Raw genomic sequence first — 18,890 nt, 5'->3', positions numbered from 1 at the left:
ATCGGGTTCATCACTCGGGACACGTACGACCAGTTGCTGCGCTTTCTACCAATACACGGTTCGAGGGTTCGGCGATTTCGAGCAGTTTCGGATGTTCTTCGCGGACGACGAACGGAACGTCGGCGTATTCGCCAGTCTCGACCAACGACCCGGCGGACACGACTACGAATCGCTCTATCGACACGTGAACGATATCGCGTCCGGCTACGACGTTCCGTCGGTGACGCCGACCAAAGATTGACCGTGCTCCCGGCGCGACTGTAAGGACGGCGTCCGCTCTTCTGCGAATCTCGTCCAAAAAATATCGGTAGCTTCGGCCTTACTCGAACCGCGACGCGACGTTCTCGAACTGGTCGGCAACCTCGTCCCAATCGACGACCTCGAAGAAGTTGTCGATGAAATCGCCGCGATCCGGACCGTAGTCGTAGTAGTAGGAGTGCTCCCACACGTCGAGTGCGAGGATGGGATGACTACCCCAGAGCGCGCCCTGGTCGTGTTTGTCTACGACGAGGTTCCGGAGCTGCTTGGCGACCGGGTCGTAGACCAGCAGCGCCCAGCCGGAGGCGTTCTTCGCGGCGGCCTCGAACTCGCCCTTCCAGCCCTCGTAGGAGCCGAAGTCCTCCTCGATGCGGTCGGCGAGTTCGCCCTCGGGTTCGCCGCCGCCGTTCGGATCCATGTTGTCCCAGAACAGCGTGTGGAGGTAGTGTCCACAGCCGTTGTGGGTGACGTTGCGGATGGCCGACCCCGAGGAGCCGAACTCGCCGGACTCGCGGTTCTCCGCGAGCGTCTCCTCGGCGCCGTTCAGACCGTTGACGTAGCCCTGATGGTGCGTGTCGTGGTGCCACGTGAGCACCTGTTCGGACAGGTGTGGTTCCAGCGCGTCGTAGTCGTACGGAAGCGGTGGCAGTTCCGCATTGGATTGTTCTGGCATAGTTTGCTCCTCCACCTTACACATCTCACCTCGTGCTGTTAAACTTTGAGGAGATGGTTGATAGCATACGGCACGACATCGCGGCAAAATAGTCCGGTTGTGGGCGTTCTGCGTGCCGACTCACTCGGTTCCCGAGAGCGTCCACGTGCTCGCCCGGTCGTACCGTTCCGCCACGTCGTCCCAGTTCACCACGTCCCAGAAGTTGTCCACGTACTCGCCGCGGTTGTTCTCGTACTGGAGGTAGTAGGCGTGCTCCCACACGTCCAGTACGAGGAGCGGCGTCGCCCCCTGCGGCGATTGGTTCTGGTGATTCTCGGCCATGCTCACGATGGGCTTGCCGGCGGCGTGGTCGTACAGCAGCATCCCCCAACCGGAGCCTTCGACGCCTTTGGCGGCCTCTGAGAAGTGCGACTTGAACTGGTCGACCCCTCCGAAGTGCTCGTCCAAGGCGGCGGCGAGTTCGCCGTCGGGGTCGCCGCCGCCGTCCGGCGACATGTTCTCCCAGAACACGGAGTGGTTGACGTGGCCTGAGAGGTTGAACGCGAGGTTCCGCTCGACCCCCTTCACGTCGCCCCACTCGCCGTTCTCCCGCATCGTTTCCAGTTTGTCGAGTGCGGAGTTCGCACCGTCGACGTACCCCTGATGGTGTTTGTCGTGGTGTAGCTCCATGATGCGCGCGTCGATGCTCGGTTCCAGTGCGTCGTAGTCGTACGGTAGGTCTGGTAGTTCGTACGTCGCCATTCTAAATCCCCCGTGCTCTGGTCAACGGTGGTCGTGTTAAGCGTTTAGGCGAACGACCGGTGCGACTAGTCGTCGTAGATTTCGCCTCTCACATGGTGCGTTCCCGGCCAGAGCGCGATGACCAGTAACCCGACGTAGAACAGGGCGACGGCGGTTCCGGGAATCGATCCTATCGCCGCGGTTCGAGACCACGGCCGGTTCGGCTCGAACGTCGAGACGCGGATAACCCACGCGACGAGGAGGAGACCCAGGAGGGGGAGGTACACCCGCCGGAGGCGGTGGGCGAGCGCCGCCGCGGTGGAGATGTTCGGCGTCGGTCGGCGAACGTCGTCGCTCAGCGCGGCGCGCCAATCGACGGACTCGACTTCCTCGGCCAGGTTCAGCGCGGTGGAGAACACGTTCTCCTGTAACACGCGGATTCGAGAGCGCCAGATGTCGTAGCCGCGATAGCGTCGCGCTTCCATCCCGAGAAACGCGGCCACGACGAGTATTCCGATGAGCAGCAGGTAGTGCGGATTCTGGCGGCTCGAAAACGCCCACGTCAGGATGGCCGCCATGAGCGTGATCGCCCAGTACGTCGTCTGGTCGAGTCGCTGTCGCCACGTGTTCGTCCTGTCCATTTCCCCCCGGTAGAAGTGCGCGAGCGCCGTGCCGAACTCCGTATCCTCCGTCGCCACCCCGCGACCGATTTCTCGGTGTTCCGGTGCTTCGGGGTCGTAATCCTCGTTTTCGTCGTCGCTCATGGTCGGAAGACGGCACCCTCGAACTTTGCCGTGACGGCGACTCGACCGGATTTCGAACCGCGACGCTCCCCGCCGTGCTCCGCCACTTCGACGTCGGCGGCGACGGTTCGTGATTCCTCGCAGGGTCTACGGTCCGTGTTGCTGTGTGCCAAACACTTTAGACCGGTGTCTTCGTTATCATTAGTCATGGCGAACCTCGTCAATGACGTCAGGGAGACAGTACGCGAACACCCGGACGACCCGGCCGTCATTACCGACGACAGAGCGCTGACGTATCGCGAGCTTTGGGAACGGATCGACGGCTTCGCCGCGGGGCTGACGGAGCGCGGCGTCGGCGTCGACGACCGAGTCGCGCTGTACCTGCCGAACGTGCCGCAGTTCGTCGCCGCGTTTCACGGGACGCTCAGAGCCGGCGGCGTCGTCGTCCCGATGAACCCGCAGTACCGAGCGCGGGAGATAAGCCACCTGCTCGCGGACAGCGGCGCGCGAGTCGTCGTGACGCTTCCGGATCTCGTTCCGTTCGTGGACGAAGTCCGCGAGGACACCGACGTGGAGCACGTCGCATCCGTGGGCGACGGCGGGTTCGAGGAGTTTCTCGGCGAGGGCGACCCCGAGACCGCCGACCGCGCGTACGACGACCTCGCGGTGCAGCCGTACACCAGCGGCACGACCGGAACGCCCAAAGGCGTGCGACTCACGCACCACAACCTCGCCTCGAACGCCGCAGCGGCGGCCGACCTCATTCCGGGGGGAATCTGCCCGGACGACTCGCAATTGGGCGTCCTCCCCCTGTTCCACATCTACGGCATGACGGTCTGTATGAACGCCACGCTGTTCCGCGGCGGGGCGTTCTACCCGCTCCCCTCGTGGGACGCCCAGCAGGCGCTCTCGCTCATCGAAGGCGCGGAACTGACGCTGATGCACGGCGTGCCCGCGATGTACAACGATATCATCAACCAGCCGAATGCGGAGGAGTTCGACCTCGCTTCGATTCGACTCGCTGGAGTGGGCGGAGGAGGAATCCCCATCGAAGTGCTCCGACGCTTCGAGGAGCTGTACGACGCGAAGATCTACGAGGGCTACGGCCTGACCGAGACGAGTCCCGTCACGCACTTCAACACGCCCGATGATGGGCGACGCGTCGGGAGCATCGGAACGACCGTTCCAGGCGTCAACTCTCGCGTGGTCGGCGACGACTTCGAGGAACTTCCGCCGGTCGAGGAAGGGCCGCTCGCCGAAGACGACGCGGAGTTGGACAACGTGACCGGCGAGATAGTCGTCGCCGGGCCGAACGTGATGCTCGGCTACGCCGGACTGCCCGAGGCGACTGAGGAGGCGTTCACGGAGGCGGACGGCGAACGCTGGTTCCACACGGGCGACATCGGCTACTGGGACGAGGACGGCTTCTTCTACGTGGTCGACCGGAAGAAACACATGATTAACACGGCGGGCTACAACGTCTATCCCCGCGAGGTCGAGGAACTCCTCTTCGAGCACGAGGCGGTCGCGGACGTGGCTGTCATCGGCGTTCCGGACGAGCGCCGAAACGAGACGGTGAAAGCCGTCGTCGTCCCGGTTCCGGACGCCGACGTGACGGCCGACGAGATTCGAGAATTCTGTCTGGACAACCTCGCCGCGTACAAACACCCCCGCGAGGTCGAGTTCGTGGAGGAACTGCCCCGGACGACCACCGGAAAGGTACAGAAGTTCGAACTCCGAGAGCGGTCGTAATCCGGAACGCCCGGCGTATCTTCGGAGATCCGATTTCGTTTGCTGCCGGGGTTAGCTCTCCTCAACGTTCGCCGCGAGTTCCAGAAACAGTTCGAACGCCTCGGACTGCGCGTCGTACTCCACGAACTCCCCCGCCCGCTCGAACCGCACGACGTCGGCGCTGGCGAGTTTCGGGAGGTGCGTGTGGAGTAACTCCACGCGGAGTCGTCGCTGCTCGGACGGCGACGGCGCGATAGCCGTCTCCCCTTCCCTCGTTCGAACGTGTTCGACGAGCGATTCGACGACCGCCGTCCCGTGCTCGCGGAGATAGTAGAGAACGTATCGGCGGCGACGGTTGGCGAGTACGTCCAGAATCACCTCCAGAGAAACGTCGCCGTCGACGAGAACGTCGTCGAGCGGTTTGACCGAGCCGTGTTCTCGAATCAGCAACTCGAAGGCGTCGTTCGACATGGTCACCAATTCTTGGTCGGTCGACGGATAAAACCACACGATAATTTCATCATAGAACAGTTGGTGAAAATATATGCGCAGAGCAGACCGTACGAACGGAAACGGATGGGTTACTGCGCGGAAATCCGTCGTTTATTCGACCGAAGCAAGAAAAGAGGCGATTACCGCGGGGTAATCCGAGTGTACCGCCGGACTAGAAGCTGATTATCTTCGGGAGAAAATGGCATGCCACAATTACTTCCGGATATTAATCCTTAAGATAAATATATGTCCTCCGGACGCACCCGTAAGCCTGCATGTCGCAGAGAAACGAAGCGTTACGGAACTACCTCGCAGAGAATCCACGAATGATGGGCGTCGCCTTCGCTGTCCTGCTCGCGCTGACGCAAGCGGGTAACACCGCGGCTGCGCACGGCGGCGGCATCTCCGGACCTTAGGACAGGAGGTCGAAGGAGAGTTCCGTCGACCAGCGGAGCTCACCGTCGAAGAAGACGGGAAGCTGTTCCAGTTGGAAGAGGTAGATGAGTTCGGCGGCCGAAACGGAGAACTCCGGAATCGCCCCGCCGGCGAGGAAGTAGGAGTCGACGTCGTCGAGGTACGGGACGTAGAGGGAACCGATTCCCCTGTCCGCCGTCGGATACGTCGTTATTTTCACGCGGTACTCGTCGTCCGTCCCGTCGGTGTGGAGCCGATACAGCGCCGGAAAGCTGCTCTCGCTCTGCGCGACCTCGACGCTCCCGTCGCCGATGACGGTGTACTGCTTCGCCACGAGCCGGTGCTCTCCGACGACCGCCAGCGCCGAGCGGAGCGAAAAGCCCGCGTTGAGTAGGCGCGCGACTTGCCGACCGATGGCGATGGCCCCGTCGTTGCCGACGTCGCCGTGCGTGACGATTCCACCGACGCTACCATTTTCGACGAGACCGAAACCCTGTCGATAGGAGTTACAGCCGTTCAGGAAGAACGTCTCGACGCCAGTTTCGTCGAGCGACCGCGCGTCGAGCGTTCCGTCCGCGCAGACGAATCCCCGCTCGTCGATGTGACCGATGTAGTGGAGGAAATCCGTCTCCGACGCAAGCAGTCGCTCCAGCGCCGAGGTGGTGAGGTTCTCGTGGACGGTGACGTCGAACGGGAGTTCGTCCCGCTGGCCGTACAGCGCGCGGTCGTCGTGATCGTACTCGGCGCGCATCCGGTCGTCGTTGCAGACGATGTCGATGTCGATATCGCCGTCGGATGCGGTTCGCTCCCAGCGGTGGTCGAACGCGCTCCGGAGCAGCTTGTTCGCGCCGAACGGCCGTCCGATTCCGAGCCACGCCTGCTCCAGCGCGTCGGTCTCCGCAGGTGCGACGTACGGTTCGTCGATCTCCTCCCGTCCGCGACGAACGTCCATCGACCGACCGAACTCCGTCGAGCGAGTGAGTTCCGCCGGACGAGCGAACGACGCCGAGCGACTCGATTCTCCCGAGCGCACGAACTCGTCCACGTACGACGGCGTCGTTGCCCGCGTTCGCCCGGACGTCCCCGCCGTCGCTCGCTGCACGACCGCGAGCTCGTCGACGAGGTACGGAAGCAACGCGACGTTGTCCGCTTCCGGGGTCACCGACATCGAGAGCCGCCACGTCGGAACCGCGTCCCGAACGGCGTCGAACGGTACCGAAAGGTAGGCGTCGAGTCGCTCGGAGAGTGACTCGTCGTACAGGTCTGCGAGCGGGAGTTCGACGTTCCCTTCCACGGCACGACGCTCGTGGAGTTCGACCGGGTACAGCCCCTCCGTCCTGACCAGACAGTCGAAGAACAACACCTGTTTGAGGACCCGTTCGACCTCCGCGTCGAATCCGCGGTCGGCGTCCAATGAGTGTTCGAACCCGCTGTCGGTGACGATGCGCGACCGCTCCCCCGGAACGACGGTCGCCCCGAGGTAGTACGCGAGCGGGGCGACGACGTACACCCGTTCGCGCTCGGGGGGAATTTCGATGTGGATGCCGGTGTCGGGGGGCGTCAGTCTGTCGGGGATTTCCAGTCGGTCGCCGAGTTCGATGGCGGGCGGGTGGCCGCGGAGGGTGGGAAACGACCGTTCGGGGCTGGTCGTTTTCAGCGCCGATCCGAACGTCGATATCGCCGCCATCACGTCCTCCGCGTCGGCCGTCGTCCGCACCGTATCGGCCGGGCGTTCGTGATACGACCGCGCGCCGACTCGCACGGTCGTCTCCGCTCCGAAATCGAAGGCGACGCGTTCGAGCGCGGACGTGACCGTCACCTCGCTCTCGACGAAGAGGGAGAGCTTGATGGGCGCGTGGAGTTCGATACAGTATTCCGCCGCCGCCAGTTTCTCCCGACTATCCCGTTCGAGTTCGCGGACGAGGGTGCCGTCCCCGTGGCGGATGTGGGCTTCGACGAAGTACGGGAGCACCAGTCGAGCGGTGTCGATCTCGACTGCGTTGTCGGTCGGGACGGTGAACCGGTCGGTGTCGATTCGTATGGGACGAACCGGCGAGGACGTTCCGAGTTCGAACCGACGGTCGTGGATGGGGTCGAACACCGACAGTCGAGGGCCGTCGGTCGGCGAGAACGTCGGTTTCACGCGGATCTCCCCCGTCCGACTTCCGTCCGGCGACCACTCGCCGACGTATCGGCGGGTGGACGATTTCCGCCCATTCTACTCGAGTTCGAGACCGAACCAATCTGTCGTAAACTCCGTGTCGGGGAGGTGCCAGCGTTGCTCGGGACCCATTTCGCCGACGCGAAGTTCGACCGTGGCGTCGAACAAGGGTTCGATGGCGGCCACCTCGGGGGTGTCCAGTTCCGCCGGAAGGACGTAGTGGGCCACTCCGGAGAGGTCTTCGACGGTGTCGAAACAGCCTTCGAGGAACTGCGTCACGTCGCTCTCCCGATGTTCGTCGACGACCGGGCGGAGGGAATCGAAACAGAACCGAAGTTCGGCAGGGTTCAGTCCGCGGCGTTCGTAGTCGATCTCCCGTAACGTTCGGTCGATCTCCCGCTGGAAGTCGAAAATATCTCCGACGACCTCCGTCACGCGATAGTCGGCCGTGGCGGACGCACCGGCCGCATCGGAAACCGCCGACCGGGCTTCGGTGCTGAAGTTGAGGACGCGACCGTCGTTCGAGGTCGTCCCGGCACCCGAGAGTCTTCCGCTAGCCGTCGTCACGTTTCGGTCGTGGAGCGCGACGACCTGCGTCCTGTCCGGGTCGTCCCGTCCTAACAGTTGGACGCTGGCCGCATCCACGACGTGGTCGGGCACTAGCCCCGTGAGTAGGAGGTTTCCGCCCGTCTGCTTTATCCGGGCGAGTTCGGATTCGACCTCCACGACGCCGTCCGCGGAGACCGTAACGTAGTGCCCGTGGAGCGCGAACGAGACCGTTCCGGCGGTTCGGTCTCTCCCGTCCGGTCTGGGAGCGAACAGGGCATCGAGCGCGTCCGGGTCGATAACGTCGTACAGCGGTACTTCTATATCGGCGGGCGTTACTCCGGCCGCTTCGGCGACGGTTTCGACCACCGTCGTGCCGAGCATTCGGTCGTTTCGCCATGCATTCGGCTCGTGTACCTTCGTGATGCCGGATTCCGATGACCGGCCACTACCGTCCTCTCCATCCATGGTTCTTCTCCCAAATAGCACTGTATTACTTATAAATTCTCTCAATCTTTTGAATCGTGGTGGGCCGTTCTGAAGCTTATCCAAATCGTTCACGACGGTTCGTCGCTCGCGATTTACGCACTCTCGATTTCCGGCCCCGACGGTCGGTGAAACGACTCACTCGCCGGCCTGCGTTCCGTCCGTTTCCACTAACACCGACCGGTCTATCTCCTCGAACGAGGCGTGGCCCGACAGGGCGAGGGTCAGATCGAGGTCGGCGAGGAAGTTCCGGAGCACTTCTCGGACGCCGTCGGCCCCGGCGACCGCGAGGCCATAGATGTACGGACGGCCGAGCATGACCGCGTCCGCACCGAGTGCGATCGCCCGGAGGGCGTCCGCACCGCGGCGGATTCCGCTGTCGAACAGCACCGGCACCTCGTCGCCGACCTCGTCCACGACGCCGGGAAGAGCGTCCAGCGCGCCGATCGCGCCGTCGACCTGTCGTCCTCCGTGGTTCGAGACGACGATGCCGTCGACACCTCGCTCGACCGCCTCGCTGGCGTCGTCCGGATGGAGGATGCCCTTCAGCACGATGGGGAGGTCGGTGTGCTCGCGGAGGAAACCGAGGTCGTCCCACGTCAGCGACGGGTCGCTGAATATCTCCGTAAACCGCCAGAGAGCGCCCGTTTCGTCTTCCTCCGGCGAGGCGTCGAGCGAATCGCGGAACGCGGGGTCGCTCAGGTAGTTCGCCACGCCCTCCCCGTCGAGGAAGGGGAGGTACGCGTGTTCCACGTCGCGCTCCCGCCAGCCCATCATCGGGGTGTCGAGCGTGACGACGACGGCCTCGTAGCCCGCCTCCTCTGCTCGACGGAGGAAACTGGCGGTCACGTCGCGGTCGGCGCTCCAGTAGAGTTGGAACCAGCCGAGTGTGTCGCCGAGTTTGTCGGCTACGTCTTCCATCGTCTCCGATGACGCGGAGCTGAGGACGAGCGGCACGTCGAGGTCGGCGGCGGCCCTTGCTGCGGCGAGTTCGCCGTCCTCGTGGATGATCGATTGGACGCCGACGGGCGCGAGCAGTACCGGCACCGGAAGCTCCCGTCCGAAGAGTTCGACCGAGAGGTCGCGTTCTTCCACGTCGCGGAGCATCCGCGGGACGATTCGCCAGCGGTCGAACGCGCGGCGATTTTCGTCCTTGGTGCTCTCCTCGCCCGCCGACCCCGCGACGTAGGTGTGAGCCTCAGGCGGAAGTTCCTCGCGGGCGAGTTCGGCGAGCCTTTCGGGCGACGTGGGCAGGTCGGGCGTCTGGTCGGCGAGCATCCCGGAGGCGTACACTTCGCGCTGGCGGTTCGGGCCGAACGATTCCGAGGAATCGTCTTCCGAGGAGTCGTCCATGGCTCGTGAGAGATTCCCGTGCAAATTATACTTTGTTCCGAAGCCACCACGCTCCGACCCCGGCGACGAAGGCGACGCCGACGTTCGTGAGCAGGCCGAACACGCCGATTCCGACCGCGAGCAACGGGTCGTCGGTGTCGAGTCCTGCCCTTCCGAGTTCGACCGCGACGAGGACGAGGACGACGCCGAGCACGGAGAGGGGGAACGCAGCGACGAGCGACACCGCGAACACGGCCGCCAGCGCGTACAACACGCCCAAAACGAGATTAGCTCCGGCGGTTCGCGCGCCGAAGGCGTACTTCCCGGCGACGCCGCCGCTGCCGTGACACATCGGCATCGCGCCGAGCGGAACTGCGAGCAGATTCATCGCGCCCATGCTGGTCGCCAGTTCGTCCGGCGACACGTCGGCGTCGAGCAGGTCGGCGAGCAGGAGCGAGGTGGCGACGGCCGCGTTCCCGACCGTCATAGCCAACTGTCCGGCCGTCGCGGAGAGCATCCCCGACGTGAACGCGAGCGTAACGCCGGACGAGACGGCGGGGAGGCGGGGCGAGGGAACGCCGACGTCGAACCCCGCGAGCAGGAATCCGAGCGCGAGCACCGCGAGCGCGCTCGTGCGCCGGTAGCCGAGCGCGACGACGATTGCGGTGACCGCGACTGCGAGGAGCGTGCTCGTCGGAGCCGCGACGCCGAGTTCGATGCCGGTTCGCGCGAGGAGGAGCGCGACGGCCACCTGCACGCCTCGAACGACGGGATCGCCGACGTGCGCCGCGAGTCGGCCGAGCGACCCCGTCGTTCCGAGGACGAGGAGGAGGACGCCGCCGAGCAGACCGGCGGTGACGAACTCGCCGGTCGTGAGTGTGCCCGCGAGGACGAGGGCGGCGAGCGCCTTCATCGGTTCGACCGAGACGGGGATTCCGTAGTGTAGACCCCAGACGACCTGAAAGACGGCGAAACCGAGGAGCAAAACCGGAAGTTCGAGGTCGGTGAGCGCGGCGACGGCGACCGCGACGGGGAGGACGGTGATGGAATCGCCGACCGCCCCGGTTACCTCCGAGAGCGAGAAGTCGAGTCGCCGCCCGCTCCCGAACGTGCTCTCGGCCATCGAAGACGGTGACGGGCGCAACCTACATAGGTTTACTGAGAAACGGAATTCGGCGAAAAATAGCTGGTCGAGGAACCGATTTCGGTTGCGTCCGAACGCGACTCTCCGACGACCGCGAGAGCAGGTTCGGATGACCACGGCAAGAACTATCCTTCGAGTTCGAGTATCGCCGGGCATGCACGGGATTCGAGCCGGAGGGAACGAAACGTGAGGGAGCAGTTCGGCGTTTCGGGGAAGACGGCCATCGTGACGGGCGCGTCGAGCGGAATCGGAGAGGTGGTCGCGGAGCGGTTCGCGGACGACGGAGCGAACGTCGTCGTCTGCTCGCGCGAACAGGAGAACGTCGACCTCGTGGCGGAAGCGATCGGCGAGAACGCCCTCGCGGTCGAGTGCGACGTGACCGACCGCGACGCGGTCGAGGCGCTGGTCGAGGCGACAGTCGAGGAGTTCGGCGGACTGGACGTGCTGGTGAACAACGCCGGGGCGAGTTTCATGGCGGGGTTCGACGAGATCTCCCCAAACGGCTGGGCGAAGATCGTGGACATCAACCTCGCCGGAACCTACCACTGCACGCAGGTCGCGGGCGAGCACCTGAAAGACGGCGGCGGGTCGGTCATCAACGTGGCCAGCGTTGCGGGCCAACAGGGGTCGCCGTACATGAGCCATTACGGCGCGGCGAAGGCCGGCATCATCAATCTCACGCGAACGCTCGCGTTCGAGTGGGCGGGCGCGGGCGTCCGAGTGAACTGCGTCGCACCGGGGTTCGTCGCCACGCCGGGACTCGAATCGCAGATGGGTATCAGCGCCGAGGAGATCGACCGCGAGGACGTGGAGCGCCGGGTTGGGCTGAGCGAGGAGATCGCCGACGTGATGCAGTTCCTCGCCAGCCCGGCATCGTCGTTCGTCGTCGGCGAGACGCTCACGGCGGCCGGCGTTCCCGACATCATGAAGACGCCCGAGGCCTGAACCGCGAACGCGCGATTCGGTAATTGTTCGAGAACGGGCGCGTCTCGAGTCAGCTTTTCGGGGAGACGTACTCGACGCCCTCCGGAATGCTCCCATCTTCGGGAAGCTCGACGACGATTGTCGAGGATAGTTTGTTGAACAAGCGACCGTACTCGTCTTCCACGACGAGCCAGCCGATCAGCACGTCGAGGGGCAGCAGGAACGCTTTTCCGAAACTCTCGATTCCCGCCGCGAGAAGGTCGATGTCGTCACCTCGTTCGTCGGTGACTGCGATATCCACGACCATCTTACCGGCCGATTGGCCGCTATATCCTTCGAGAGCGGTCCAGTAGAGCCAAAGACCCAATCCGTTGGCACCAAGGAACGGATTCGTCGGAACGAGACCGCCGGTGACAAGCGAGAAGAACCCGACGATCTGGCCGAACACCGAGAGCACCGCGCCGACGAGGATAACGTCGATCAACCACGCGACGAAGCGGTCGCCCCAGGACGCGAGGTAGATTTTCTTCATGCCCGTCGGTTCGCTCGGCTCGGCGTCGGTCTCGTCGTTGTCCATACCCTGGTGTTCTCGGGTGTTCCACTTGTTTTTTCGTACACGCCCGTCGATTTGCCCTCCCGACGCCGACGCCCGGCGTCGTTTCCACGAGTTTTCGCCGCGAACACCGGTACTGATAGGTGTCCGCACGAACCATTCGAAGCAAATGCCCGCAGACAGAACGGTTCACCTCCCGGTCGCGGCACAGCCGAGCGTCGACACGCTGGTCGAACTCACTCGGAGAGCGGAAGAGTTGGAGTACGAACACGCGTGGCTCCCCGAGACGTGGGGCCGCGACGCGGTGACGAGTCTGACCGCGATGGCCCTCGGCACCGAGGAGATCGGTCTCGGCCCGTCTATCTGGAACGTCTACTCGCGGTCGCCCGCGCTCATCGGCCAGACCGCGGCGACGCTACAGGAAGTGTCGGACGGTCGGTTCCGGGTCGGCCTCGGGCCGAGCGGCCCGGCGGTCATCCAAGGGTGGCACGGCGAGCAGTTCGACCGCCCGCTCCGGCGCACCCGCGAGACTATCGACATCGTCCGGAAGGTGCTGTTGGGCGAGACGGTGAACTACGACGGCGACTGCTTCACGGTCGGCGGCTTTCGACTGCGCTGCGACCCGCCGGAGACGCCGCCGCCCATCGACGCCGCGGCGATGGGGCCGAAGTCGGTGGAACTCGCCGGGCGCTTCGCCGACGGCTGGCACGCCATCGTCTTCACGCCGGACGGCCTGCGCGACCGACTCGAAGACCTGCGCCGCGGGGCGGAACTCGGCGACCGCGACCCCGACGACGTGCGGGTGACGCTGTCGCTGACCTGCTGCGCGCTGGAGGACGGCGAGCGCGCCCGACGACTCGCCCGCCAGCACGCCGCCTTCTACGTCGGCGGGATGGGAACCTACTACCGCGATTCGCTGGCACGACAGGGATACGAGGAACTCGCCCACGACATCTCCTCGGCGTGGGGGAGCGGCGACAAGGAGCGGGCGACCGAACTCGTCGGCGACGACCTGCTCGACGACCTCGGGGCCGCGGGGACGCCCGAGCGCACACGCGAGGAAGTCGAGAAGTTCGCCGCCATCGACGGCGTCGACGCAGTCGCGGTCGGCTTCCCTCGTGGCGCGACGGTCGAGGAAGCCCGCGAGACGATGGCCGCGTTGGCTCCCTGAGTCGCCGACCTGCGTTCGCCGGAACTGGCATCGTTCGTGGAAAGACGTAACTCGGTCGGGAGCGACTGGTAAACCATGCTGACCGTCCGATTCCGCGGACGAGAGATCGAGTGCGAAGATGGCGCGAATCTCCGCGACGTGCTCCTCGACGCCGGGGAGACGCCGTACAACGGCACGGCACACTATCTGAACTGTCGGGGGAAGGCGGCCTGCGGCACTTGCGCGGTCGAAGTCGACGGGGCGGTGAGCGACCCGGAACCGAGAGAGAAGCGCCGCCTCTCGAAACCGCCGCACGACCTCGACTCCGACCTCCGACTCGCGTGCCAGACACGCGTGCTTGATGACGTTGAGGTGCGAAAACGCGAGGGGTTCTGGGGGCAGAAGACGTGAGCGACGAAATCGACCGAATCGTCGCAGAGGTATCGATGTGGGACGGCGTCGAAGCGGGCGAACACCCGTTCGGCGGGACCGAATTTCGCCTCGGCCCGCGGGAGGTGGGACACGTCCATCGCTGGGGCATCGTCGACGTCGCGTTTCCGCGCCGGGTGCGCGACCGGCTAGTCGAGGAGGGGCGAACGGAACCGCACCACGTCTACCCCGAATCGGGGTGGACGACGTTCCACGTCGAGGGAGCGGACGACGTGGACGGCGCGCTCTGGTTGCTGCGTCTCTCGTATCTGAGTCACGCGAAAGCGGTACACAAGACCAACGCGGGCCGGGACGCCCTCTCGGGACTCGATGTCGACGCGGAACTCGCCGCGCTCGAACCGAGCGACGGGGTGAGGGACCTACTCTAACTCTCGGCCCAGTCAGTCGCCTTCTCGACCGCGTCGGCTCTGGAGTCCGTCTCGGCGATCGTCTCCCACTCGTCGCTCTCCACGTCGTAGACGTAGACGGCGTACCCCTCGTCGCGGTAGGTCAGGTTCTCGACGTACAGCTCTTCGTCCCCGTCCTCGCGGAGCCAGACTCGAATCTGTTTGCCGCCTTCCAGATCCTCCCGGCGTCGCCATCCCGAAATCGGCATCACGCCGACCCCCAGTCGGAGATGCCCAAGACGCGGTCGCACTCCGGACACGTCCAGACTTTCGGCGTGCTCGCGGCGGACGCGCGTTCGAGTCGTTGCGCCCATTCGGTGATGTCGGACTCACAGTACGGACAGATGGCCATAGAGTCCGTGACGACCGTGTTTCTATTGTAAGTTGGGGCGAACTATTGAAAATCGCTACCGATAGTAGACGTTCCCCGCGACGACCACCGTCTCTGAGGAGGACGCTCCCGGAAGCGAACGCGACGGCCTGCGAGCCGCGACGACGCCGCGTTTCAGCGCCGCCCACTTCAGCAGGACGAACCCGGCGAGGATGACGAGGAAGCCGAGTATCGTGTTCCCGGTGATGGGTTCGCCGAGGAGGAGCCACCCGAAGAGGGTGGCGACGACCGGGACGACGTAGTTCACGAGGTTGACCTCATTCGCACCGACCCGCCCCAGCAGGTCGAAGTAGATGAAGTAGCCCGCAAGGCTGGCGACGAACGCGAGGTACACGAGAGAGGCCAGCGCCATCGGCGACGGTGACACCGTCGGCCAGCCGCGAAGCGCGCCGCTCGTGACGTGGAGGAAGAGCGCGCCGACGACCATCATCCACGCCTGCTGTGTGAGCGTCGGAAGCGTCGTCCACATTCGCTGGGTCAGCACCGAGGCGAGCGCGAAGACGACCGCCGCGGCGAACAGCAAGCCGACGCCGACGGCGGTGCCGCCGAGGGAAGTCGGGCTCGGGTTGGCAACCACGACGACGCCGACCAGCGCCACTAGGACGCCCGCGATTTCGAGCGCGTCCAAGCGTTCGTTCGGAAGGAGCGCGAGCGCGAACAGCGGCGTGACGACCGGCTTCAAACTCAGAACGACGCTCCCGACGCCGCTCGTGACGTACTGCTGGCCGATGAAGACGAGCGCGAGATAGAGGCCGAAGAGGAAGACGCCCCCGACGGCGACGTTCGCCCAGTCGGTTCGCGTCGTGGGTCGCCACTGGAAGTCGTCTCGGCGAAAGCCGAGTCCGACAACCACGGCCAACAGCACCGCGCTCGCCACGTCGTACCGGAGCGCAGCGAATAGCACGGGCGGAAAGGCGCGGAGACCGGTTTCGATGGCGACGAACGACGACCCCCAGATGATCGCGAGCAGGAGGAACGACGCTGCGTTTCGATACCGTGAGAGATTCATGGGATTCGATCGAACACCTCGGAGAGCGGGTATCACCGCTAACAGCCCGCGATACTTCAAAATTGCCGGGGCTGGGATACCAATTCACAGAGTCGCACACCCCGGCGTCGGTGAACCCCGGAAATTGTTTAGTCCCTCGCGTTCAGTCACCGCCATGGTAGCTTCACGCACGGGGGCGGAGCTGTTCACCGATGCCCTCGAATCCTACGGCGTCGAGCATGTCTTCGGCAACCCCGGAACGACCGAACTGCCGGTCATGCGAGCGTTGGGCGACAGCGAGTTGGAGTACGTTCTCGCACCGCATGAGGACATCGCGGTCGGGATGGCCGCGGGTTACGCCAGCACCCGTCAGTACGATGCGCAAAACGGAAATCCAGTCGGCGTCGTCAACCTCCACGTCGCGCCGGGCGTCGCGCACGGACTCGGCAACCTCTACGGCGCATCGGTGACCGGTTCCCCGCTGGTCGTGACCGCGGGCGCGCACAGCCTCGATTTCCGCCACGAGGAGCCCATCCTTTCCGGCGACCTGCTCGCCATGACCGACCAGTTCACGAAGTGGAGCGCAGAAGTGACCGACGTGTCCGCGCTTCCGACGATGATCCGGCGAGCGTTCCGCGTGGCCCAGACGCCGCCGACCGCCCCGGTCTTCCTCGCCCTCCCGCTGGACGTGATGATGGCCGAGACGGACGCCGAACCCCAGCGACTCGGGCGCATCCAGAACCCCGGCGCTGGCGACCCCGAGGCGATAGCGCGGGCCGCCGATCTGCTCGCGGAGGCGGACGACCCGGTGCTCGTCGTCGGCGACCACGTCCCTCGCCACGGCGCGCGGTCGGAGACCGACCCGGTCGACGCGGCGATTCGACTCGCGGAGGCGACCGGCGCGCGCGTCCACGCCGAAATCCTCTCCTGCGAGGTGGCCTTCCCCACCGACCACGAGCAGTGGGTCTCCCACGTCCCGCCGGACGAGGATCTGGCCGCCACCGTTATGAACACCGACGCGCTCATCTTCGCGGGCTGTTCGACCAACACGACGCTCATCCGCCACGACCGCGACCTCGTTCCGGAACGCGCGACCATCGTCGACCTGAACGACGAGCCGTGGCAAGTCGGAAAGAACGCGCCGGCGGACGTCGCCGCGGTCGGCGACCTCGGCCTCGTCATGGACGCCATCGCGGAGCGAGTCGAACTCGCGGACGACGAACTGGCGGGGCGACTGGAGCGCGTCCAGCAGTTCAAATCCTTCGCACAGCAGAAGATAGCGTCGATGGGCGAAGACGAGGCGGACGACCCGCGCGCCTCGAAAGCCGAACTCGTGGACGCCCTGCGCTCGGTCGTCCCGGACGCCTACATCGTGGACGAGGGCGTCACCTCGAAGTACGCCCTGCTCACGCGCTGGGACTTCGAGCGCGAATCGTACATCTCGAACAAGGGCGGGGGACTGGGCTACGGCCTCCCTGCCGCGGTCGGTGCCGCGATGGCCGAGGCGGAGCGCGACGATCCCAGACCGGTCGTTGGCTTCGTCGGCGACGGGTCGTACCTCTACTACCCTCACTCGCTCTACTCGGCGGCCCGGTACGACGTTAATCTGACCGTCGTGGTTCCGGACAACCGCAACTACCGCATCCTCAAGGACAACACGATAAAGCTGTTCGGCGGGACGGACGACGACCACGAGTTCGTTGGGATGGATTTCGACCCGCCGGTCGATATCCCGAAGAACGCGGAGAGTCACGGCGCGACGGGGTATCTGGTCGAATCGCCCGGCGACATCGAGGAGACGGTGGAAACCGCGCTTGCCGAAGACGGCCCGAGCGTCGTGGACGTGCTGATTCACGATTGAAGTTACGTCCGCCGAGTCGGCGGTGAAGCCGCGGTCGTCCGGCGAAGATCGTCACCCAGCGGGGACGATACGGTGGAGCCCGCCGCCGTCGGTTCCGGTGCCGAGCACGTACAGCTCCCCGCTGTCGTTGCGGCCGAACGAGAAAATCTGCTCTAACTTGTTTCCGCCGTTTCCGGCCACCGTGACGACCCGCGTCGGCCACCGACCGCCGTCGTCGGGACGCGTCGCGGCGAACAGTCGCCCATTGGCCTGCAAATCGCCGAAGACGTACGTCCCTCGCATCTCCGGGAACGCCGACCCGCGGTAGACGTACCCGCCGATGACCGAGATTCCGCTGACGGAACCGCCCGAGTGAGAATACTCTATGATGGGCGCGGTGAGCCGCTCGCCGCCGCGGATGCCGTCAGGCGTCCGACTCGGGCAGTCGCCCACCTCGTAGCAGTGGGTTCCCTCCCTGACGTTCCACCCATAGTTGCCGCCCTTCTCGACGAGGCTCACCTCCTCGTACCGGCTCTGCCCAACGTCGCTGACGAAGAACTCTCCGCGGTCGAAGGACATCCGCCACGGATTTCGGAACCCCCACGCGTAGTGTTCGTCGAGGCCGTCGGTACCGACCAGCGGGTTGTCGTCGGGGACGGCGTAACCCTTCCCGTTCGCTCGGCTATCGACGTCGATACGGAGGATGCTCCCAAGGAGGTTCTCGGTCACGTCCTGCCCGTTGCCTCCGTCGACGGCGTCGTACCAGTCGGAGACGTGACCCGTCCCTTGGTCGCCGCCCCCGCCGCCGTCGCCGACCGCCACGTAGAGGTAGCGGTCCCCCCGAACTTGAGGTCTCCGGCGTTATGGTTGCTCTGCGGTTCGGGAATCTCCAAGACGACACGTTCGGAGTCGCGCTTTGCTCGGCCGCCGTCTTCGGTCGCCGCGAACTCCGAGAGGACGAACGTGTGACTGTAGTCCGGTGGCGTTCCGGATCGCGGCAGGGCGGTGTAGCGGACGAACAGCCGGCGGTTCTCGGCGAAGTCGAGATGGAGCGCTATCCCCAGCAGTCCCCTTTCGCCGCCTGCTTCGACGGTGTCACGCAGGTCGAGAAACGGCTCGTCGCGGAGGCCGTTCGATTTCTGGAGGTGAACGAGACCGACCTGGTCGGCGATGTACCGACGGTCGGCGTCGGGTGCGAAGGCCACGTCCAGCGGCACATCCATGCCGCTGGCCAATGTTCGAACACCGACCGAGTCAGGTGGGTTACCCGCCATCGTGTTCGTCCCCGACGTTCCGGTCGTCCCGGCCGTTTCCGTGCCGGTCGAATTCGGTTGGGCGTTGCGGCTGGTCGGTTGCCCGCAGCCGGCCAGTCCCGTCACCGAGCCGGCGAGCGTCGCTTCAAGAAAGCGTCGCCGCTTCATGTCCGCCGATACGCGTCCGGGCGGCAAAAGGGAGGGGATGCGAAACGGAATTCGAACCGCGATTCGAACGCGGCGCGGCGAAACTGC

At 65.1% G+C, this 18,890-nt stretch carries 20 protein-coding genes and 1 pseudogene; 8 read left to right on the top strand and 13 right to left on the bottom strand.

Annotation, left to right across the window (positions count from 1 at the left end; translation table 11 throughout):
* The first annotated feature begins 91 nt into the window (after positions 1 to 91).
* Positions 92 to 241, top strand: coding sequence for a hypothetical protein (locus LIW51_RS05365; protein ID WP_227376188.1), 150 nt, complete (start codon positions 92 to 94; stop codon positions 239 to 241).
* Between the two features lie 78 nt (positions 242 to 319).
* On the opposite strand, the gene sod is transcribed toward LIW51_RS05365, so the two are convergent.
* The 4 genes from sod to LIW51_RS05345 form a co-directional block, all read right to left on the bottom strand.
* Positions 320 to 931, bottom strand: a complete 612-nt coding sequence (gene sod / locus LIW51_RS05360) for a superoxide dismutase [Mn] (protein ID WP_227376187.1) — start codon at positions 929 to 931, stop codon at positions 320 to 322.
* Positions 932 to 1,051: 120 nt separating this feature from the next.
* On the bottom strand, positions 1,052 to 1,672 hold the full coding sequence (locus LIW51_RS05355) for a superoxide dismutase (RefSeq protein ID WP_227376186.1): 621 nt from the start codon (positions 1,670 to 1,672) through the stop codon (positions 1,052 to 1,054).
* A 65-nt stretch (positions 1,673 to 1,737) separates the two neighbouring features.
* A complete protein-coding gene (locus LIW51_RS05350; protein ID WP_227376185.1) occupies positions 1,738 to 2,415 on the bottom strand; it encodes a DUF2270 domain-containing protein in 678 nt (225 codons plus the stop codon).
* Positions 2,412 to 2,603 carry a hypothetical protein gene (locus LIW51_RS05345; protein ID WP_227376184.1) on the bottom strand — a complete coding sequence of 64 codons (192 nt, stop codon included), beginning with the start codon at positions 2,601 to 2,603 and terminating at the stop codon, positions 2,412 to 2,414. Before LIW51_RS05345 ends, LIW51_RS05350 begins: the two co-directional genes overlap by 4 nt.
* On the opposite strand from LIW51_RS05345, the gene LIW51_RS05340 reads away from it, so the two are divergent.
* Positions 2,602 to 4,146, top strand: a complete 1,545-nt coding sequence (locus LIW51_RS05340; RefSeq protein ID WP_227376183.1) for a long-chain-fatty-acid--CoA ligase — start codon at positions 2,602 to 2,604, stop codon at positions 4,144 to 4,146. The two genes, LIW51_RS05345 and LIW51_RS05340, sit on opposite strands and share 2 nt — an antisense overlap.
* A 51-nt stretch (positions 4,147 to 4,197) precedes the next feature.
* Here LIW51_RS05340 and LIW51_RS05335 read toward each other — a convergent pair whose 3' ends face one another.
* On the bottom strand, positions 4,198 to 4,596 hold the full coding sequence (locus LIW51_RS05335; RefSeq protein ID WP_227376182.1) for a DUF7344 domain-containing protein: 399 nt from the start codon (positions 4,594 to 4,596) through the stop codon (positions 4,198 to 4,200).
* Positions 4,597 to 4,892: 296 nt separating this feature from the next.
* On the opposite strand from LIW51_RS05335, the gene LIW51_RS05330 reads away from it, so the two are divergent.
* Positions 4,893 to 5,033: a DUF7503 family protein gene (locus LIW51_RS05330; RefSeq protein WP_227376181.1), complete on the top strand. Its 141-nt coding sequence runs from the start codon at positions 4,893 to 4,895 to the stop codon at positions 5,031 to 5,033.
* On the opposite strand, the gene LIW51_RS05325 is transcribed toward LIW51_RS05330, so the two are convergent.
* The 4 genes from LIW51_RS05325 to LIW51_RS05310 form a co-directional block, all read right to left on the bottom strand.
* Complete coding sequence (locus tag LIW51_RS05325) at positions 5,030 to 7,174, bottom strand: hypothetical protein (protein ID WP_227376180.1); 2,145 nt, start codon at positions 7,172 to 7,174, stop codon at positions 5,030 to 5,032. The two genes, LIW51_RS05330 and LIW51_RS05325, sit on opposite strands and share 4 nt — an antisense overlap.
* A 75-nt stretch (positions 7,175 to 7,249) precedes the next feature.
* Positions 7,250 to 8,206 (bottom strand): DdfA family disk-determining factor, encoded by a 957-nt coding sequence (gene ddfA / locus LIW51_RS05320; RefSeq protein ID WP_227376179.1) that lies wholly within the window; start codon positions 8,204 to 8,206, stop codon positions 7,250 to 7,252.
* Between the two features lie 156 nt (positions 8,207 to 8,362).
* Complete coding sequence (locus LIW51_RS05315; protein WP_227376178.1) at positions 8,363 to 9,577, bottom strand: lactate 2-monooxygenase; 1,215 nt, start codon at positions 9,575 to 9,577, stop codon at positions 8,363 to 8,365.
* A gap of 25 nt (positions 9,578 to 9,602) precedes the next feature.
* Positions 9,603 to 10,679: a putative sulfate/molybdate transporter gene (locus LIW51_RS05310; protein ID WP_227376177.1), complete on the bottom strand. Its 1,077-nt coding sequence runs from the start codon at positions 10,677 to 10,679 to the stop codon at positions 9,603 to 9,605.
* A 207-nt stretch (positions 10,680 to 10,886) separates the two neighbouring features.
* Between LIW51_RS05310 and LIW51_RS05305 the strand changes: the two genes are divergently transcribed.
* The gene (locus LIW51_RS05305) at positions 10,887 to 11,645 is read left to right on the top strand and encodes an SDR family NAD(P)-dependent oxidoreductase (protein WP_227376176.1); all 759 of its coding nucleotides are present in this window, start codon (positions 10,887 to 10,889) and stop codon (positions 11,643 to 11,645) included.
* Positions 11,646 to 11,694: 49 nt separating this feature from the next.
* Here LIW51_RS05305 and LIW51_RS05300 read toward each other — a convergent pair whose 3' ends face one another.
* Positions 11,695 to 12,201, bottom strand: coding sequence for an RDD family protein (locus LIW51_RS05300; protein ID WP_227376175.1), 507 nt, complete (start codon positions 12,199 to 12,201; stop codon positions 11,695 to 11,697).
* A gap of 145 nt (positions 12,202 to 12,346) precedes the next feature.
* Here LIW51_RS05300 and LIW51_RS05295 point away from each other — a divergent pair, with 145 nt between their 5' ends.
* The 3 genes from LIW51_RS05295 to LIW51_RS05285 all read left to right on the top strand — a co-directional run bounded on the left by LIW51_RS05295 (position 12,347) and on the right by LIW51_RS05285 (position 14,145).
* A complete protein-coding gene (locus tag LIW51_RS05295; RefSeq protein ID WP_227376174.1) occupies positions 12,347 to 13,348 on the top strand; it encodes a TIGR04024 family LLM class F420-dependent oxidoreductase in 1,002 nt (333 codons plus the stop codon).
* A 75-nt stretch (positions 13,349 to 13,423) separates the two neighbouring features.
* On the top strand, positions 13,424 to 13,738 hold the full coding sequence (locus LIW51_RS05290) for a 2Fe-2S iron-sulfur cluster-binding protein (protein ID WP_227376173.1): 315 nt from the start codon (positions 13,424 to 13,426) through the stop codon (positions 13,736 to 13,738).
* Positions 13,735 to 14,145: a luciferase domain-containing protein gene (locus LIW51_RS05285; RefSeq protein ID WP_227376172.1), complete on the top strand. Its 411-nt coding sequence runs from the start codon at positions 13,735 to 13,737 to the stop codon at positions 14,143 to 14,145. Before LIW51_RS05290 ends, LIW51_RS05285 begins: the two co-directional genes overlap by 4 nt.
* On the opposite strand, the gene LIW51_RS05280 is transcribed toward LIW51_RS05285, so the two are convergent.
* Both LIW51_RS05280 and LIW51_RS05275 read right to left on the bottom strand, forming a co-directional pair.
* Positions 14,142 to 14,477, bottom strand: a complete 336-nt coding sequence (locus LIW51_RS05280) for a hypothetical protein (RefSeq protein ID WP_227376171.1) — start codon at positions 14,475 to 14,477, stop codon at positions 14,142 to 14,144. The genes LIW51_RS05285 and LIW51_RS05280 overlap by 4 nt on opposite strands.
* 93 nt (positions 14,478 to 14,570) lie before the next feature.
* Positions 14,571 to 15,563, bottom strand: coding sequence for a DMT family transporter (locus tag LIW51_RS05275; RefSeq protein ID WP_227376170.1), 993 nt, complete (start codon positions 15,561 to 15,563; stop codon positions 14,571 to 14,573).
* 154 nt (positions 15,564 to 15,717) lie between these two features.
* Between LIW51_RS05275 and LIW51_RS05270 the strand changes: the two genes are divergently transcribed.
* On the top strand, positions 15,718 to 17,403 hold the full coding sequence (locus tag LIW51_RS05270; RefSeq protein WP_227376169.1) for a thiamine pyrophosphate-binding protein: 1,686 nt from the start codon (positions 15,718 to 15,720) through the stop codon (positions 17,401 to 17,403).
* A gap of 51 nt (positions 17,404 to 17,454) precedes the next feature.
* Here the strand turns inward: LIW51_RS05270 and LIW51_RS05265 are convergent.
* Positions 17,455 to 18,803: pseudogene (locus LIW51_RS05265) on the bottom strand (PQQ-dependent sugar dehydrogenase).
* Positions 18,804 to 18,890 lie beyond the last annotated feature (87 nt).

The sequence above is a fragment of the Haladaptatus halobius genome (genome assembly GCF_020618475.1).
In the GTDB taxonomy this organism is placed as follows: Archaea; Halobacteriota; Halobacteria; order Halobacteriales; family Haladaptataceae; genus Haladaptatus; species Haladaptatus halobius.
Note: the sequence above shows the minus strand (reverse complement) of the source record. Positions and strands in the feature narration are given on the sequence as shown.

Excerpts from the sequence above, each read along its gene's own strand:
- LIW51_RS05330 (WP_227376181.1), top strand. The coding sequence starts at position 4,893 with ATGTCGCAGAGAAACGAAGCGTTACGGAACTACCTCGCAGAGAATCCA.
- LIW51_RS05335 (WP_227376182.1), bottom strand. The coding sequence starts at position 4,596 with ATGTCGAACGACGCCTTCGAGTTGCTGATTCGAGAACACGGCTCGGTC.
- LIW51_RS05345 (WP_227376184.1), bottom strand. The coding sequence starts at position 2,603 with ATGACTAATGATAACGAAGACACCGGTCTAAAGTGTTTGGCACACAGC.
- LIW51_RS05310 (WP_227376177.1), bottom strand. The coding sequence starts at position 10,679 with ATGGCCGAGAGCACGTTCGGGAGCGGGCGGCGACTCGACTTCTCGCTC.
- ddfA (WP_227376179.1), bottom strand. The coding sequence starts at position 8,206 with ATGGATGGAGAGGACGGTAGTGGCCGGTCATCGGAATCCGGCATCACG.
- LIW51_RS05365 (WP_227376188.1), top strand. The coding sequence starts at position 92 with ATGTTCTTCGCGGACGACGAACGGAACGTCGGCGTATTCGCCAGTCTC.
- LIW51_RS05280 (WP_227376171.1), bottom strand. The coding sequence starts at position 14,477 with ATGGGCGCAACGACTCGAACGCGCGTCCGCCGCGAGCACGCCGAAAGT.
- LIW51_RS05350 (WP_227376185.1), bottom strand. The coding sequence starts at position 2,415 with ATGAGCGACGACGAAAACGAGGATTACGACCCCGAAGCACCGGAACAC.
- LIW51_RS05300 (WP_227376175.1), bottom strand. The coding sequence starts at position 12,201 with ATGGACAACGACGAGACCGACGCCGAGCCGAGCGAACCGACGGGCATG.
- LIW51_RS05340 (WP_227376183.1), top strand. The coding sequence starts at position 2,602 with ATGGCGAACCTCGTCAATGACGTCAGGGAGACAGTACGCGAACACCCG.
- LIW51_RS05275 (WP_227376170.1), bottom strand. The coding sequence starts at position 15,563 with ATGAATCTCTCACGGTATCGAAACGCAGCGTCGTTCCTCCTGCTCGCG.
- LIW51_RS05270 (WP_227376169.1), top strand. The coding sequence starts at position 15,718 with ATGGTAGCTTCACGCACGGGGGCGGAGCTGTTCACCGATGCCCTCGAA.
- sod (WP_227376187.1), bottom strand. The coding sequence starts at position 931 with ATGCCAGAACAATCCAATGCGGAACTGCCACCGCTTCCGTACGACTAC.
- LIW51_RS05315 (WP_227376178.1), bottom strand. The coding sequence starts at position 9,577 with ATGGACGACTCCTCGGAAGACGATTCCTCGGAATCGTTCGGCCCGAAC.
- LIW51_RS05355 (WP_227376186.1), bottom strand. The coding sequence starts at position 1,672 with ATGGCGACGTACGAACTACCAGACCTACCGTACGACTACGACGCACTG.
- LIW51_RS05295 (WP_227376174.1), top strand. The coding sequence starts at position 12,347 with ATGCCCGCAGACAGAACGGTTCACCTCCCGGTCGCGGCACAGCCGAGC.
- LIW51_RS05290 (WP_227376173.1), top strand. The coding sequence starts at position 13,424 with ATGCTGACCGTCCGATTCCGCGGACGAGAGATCGAGTGCGAAGATGGC.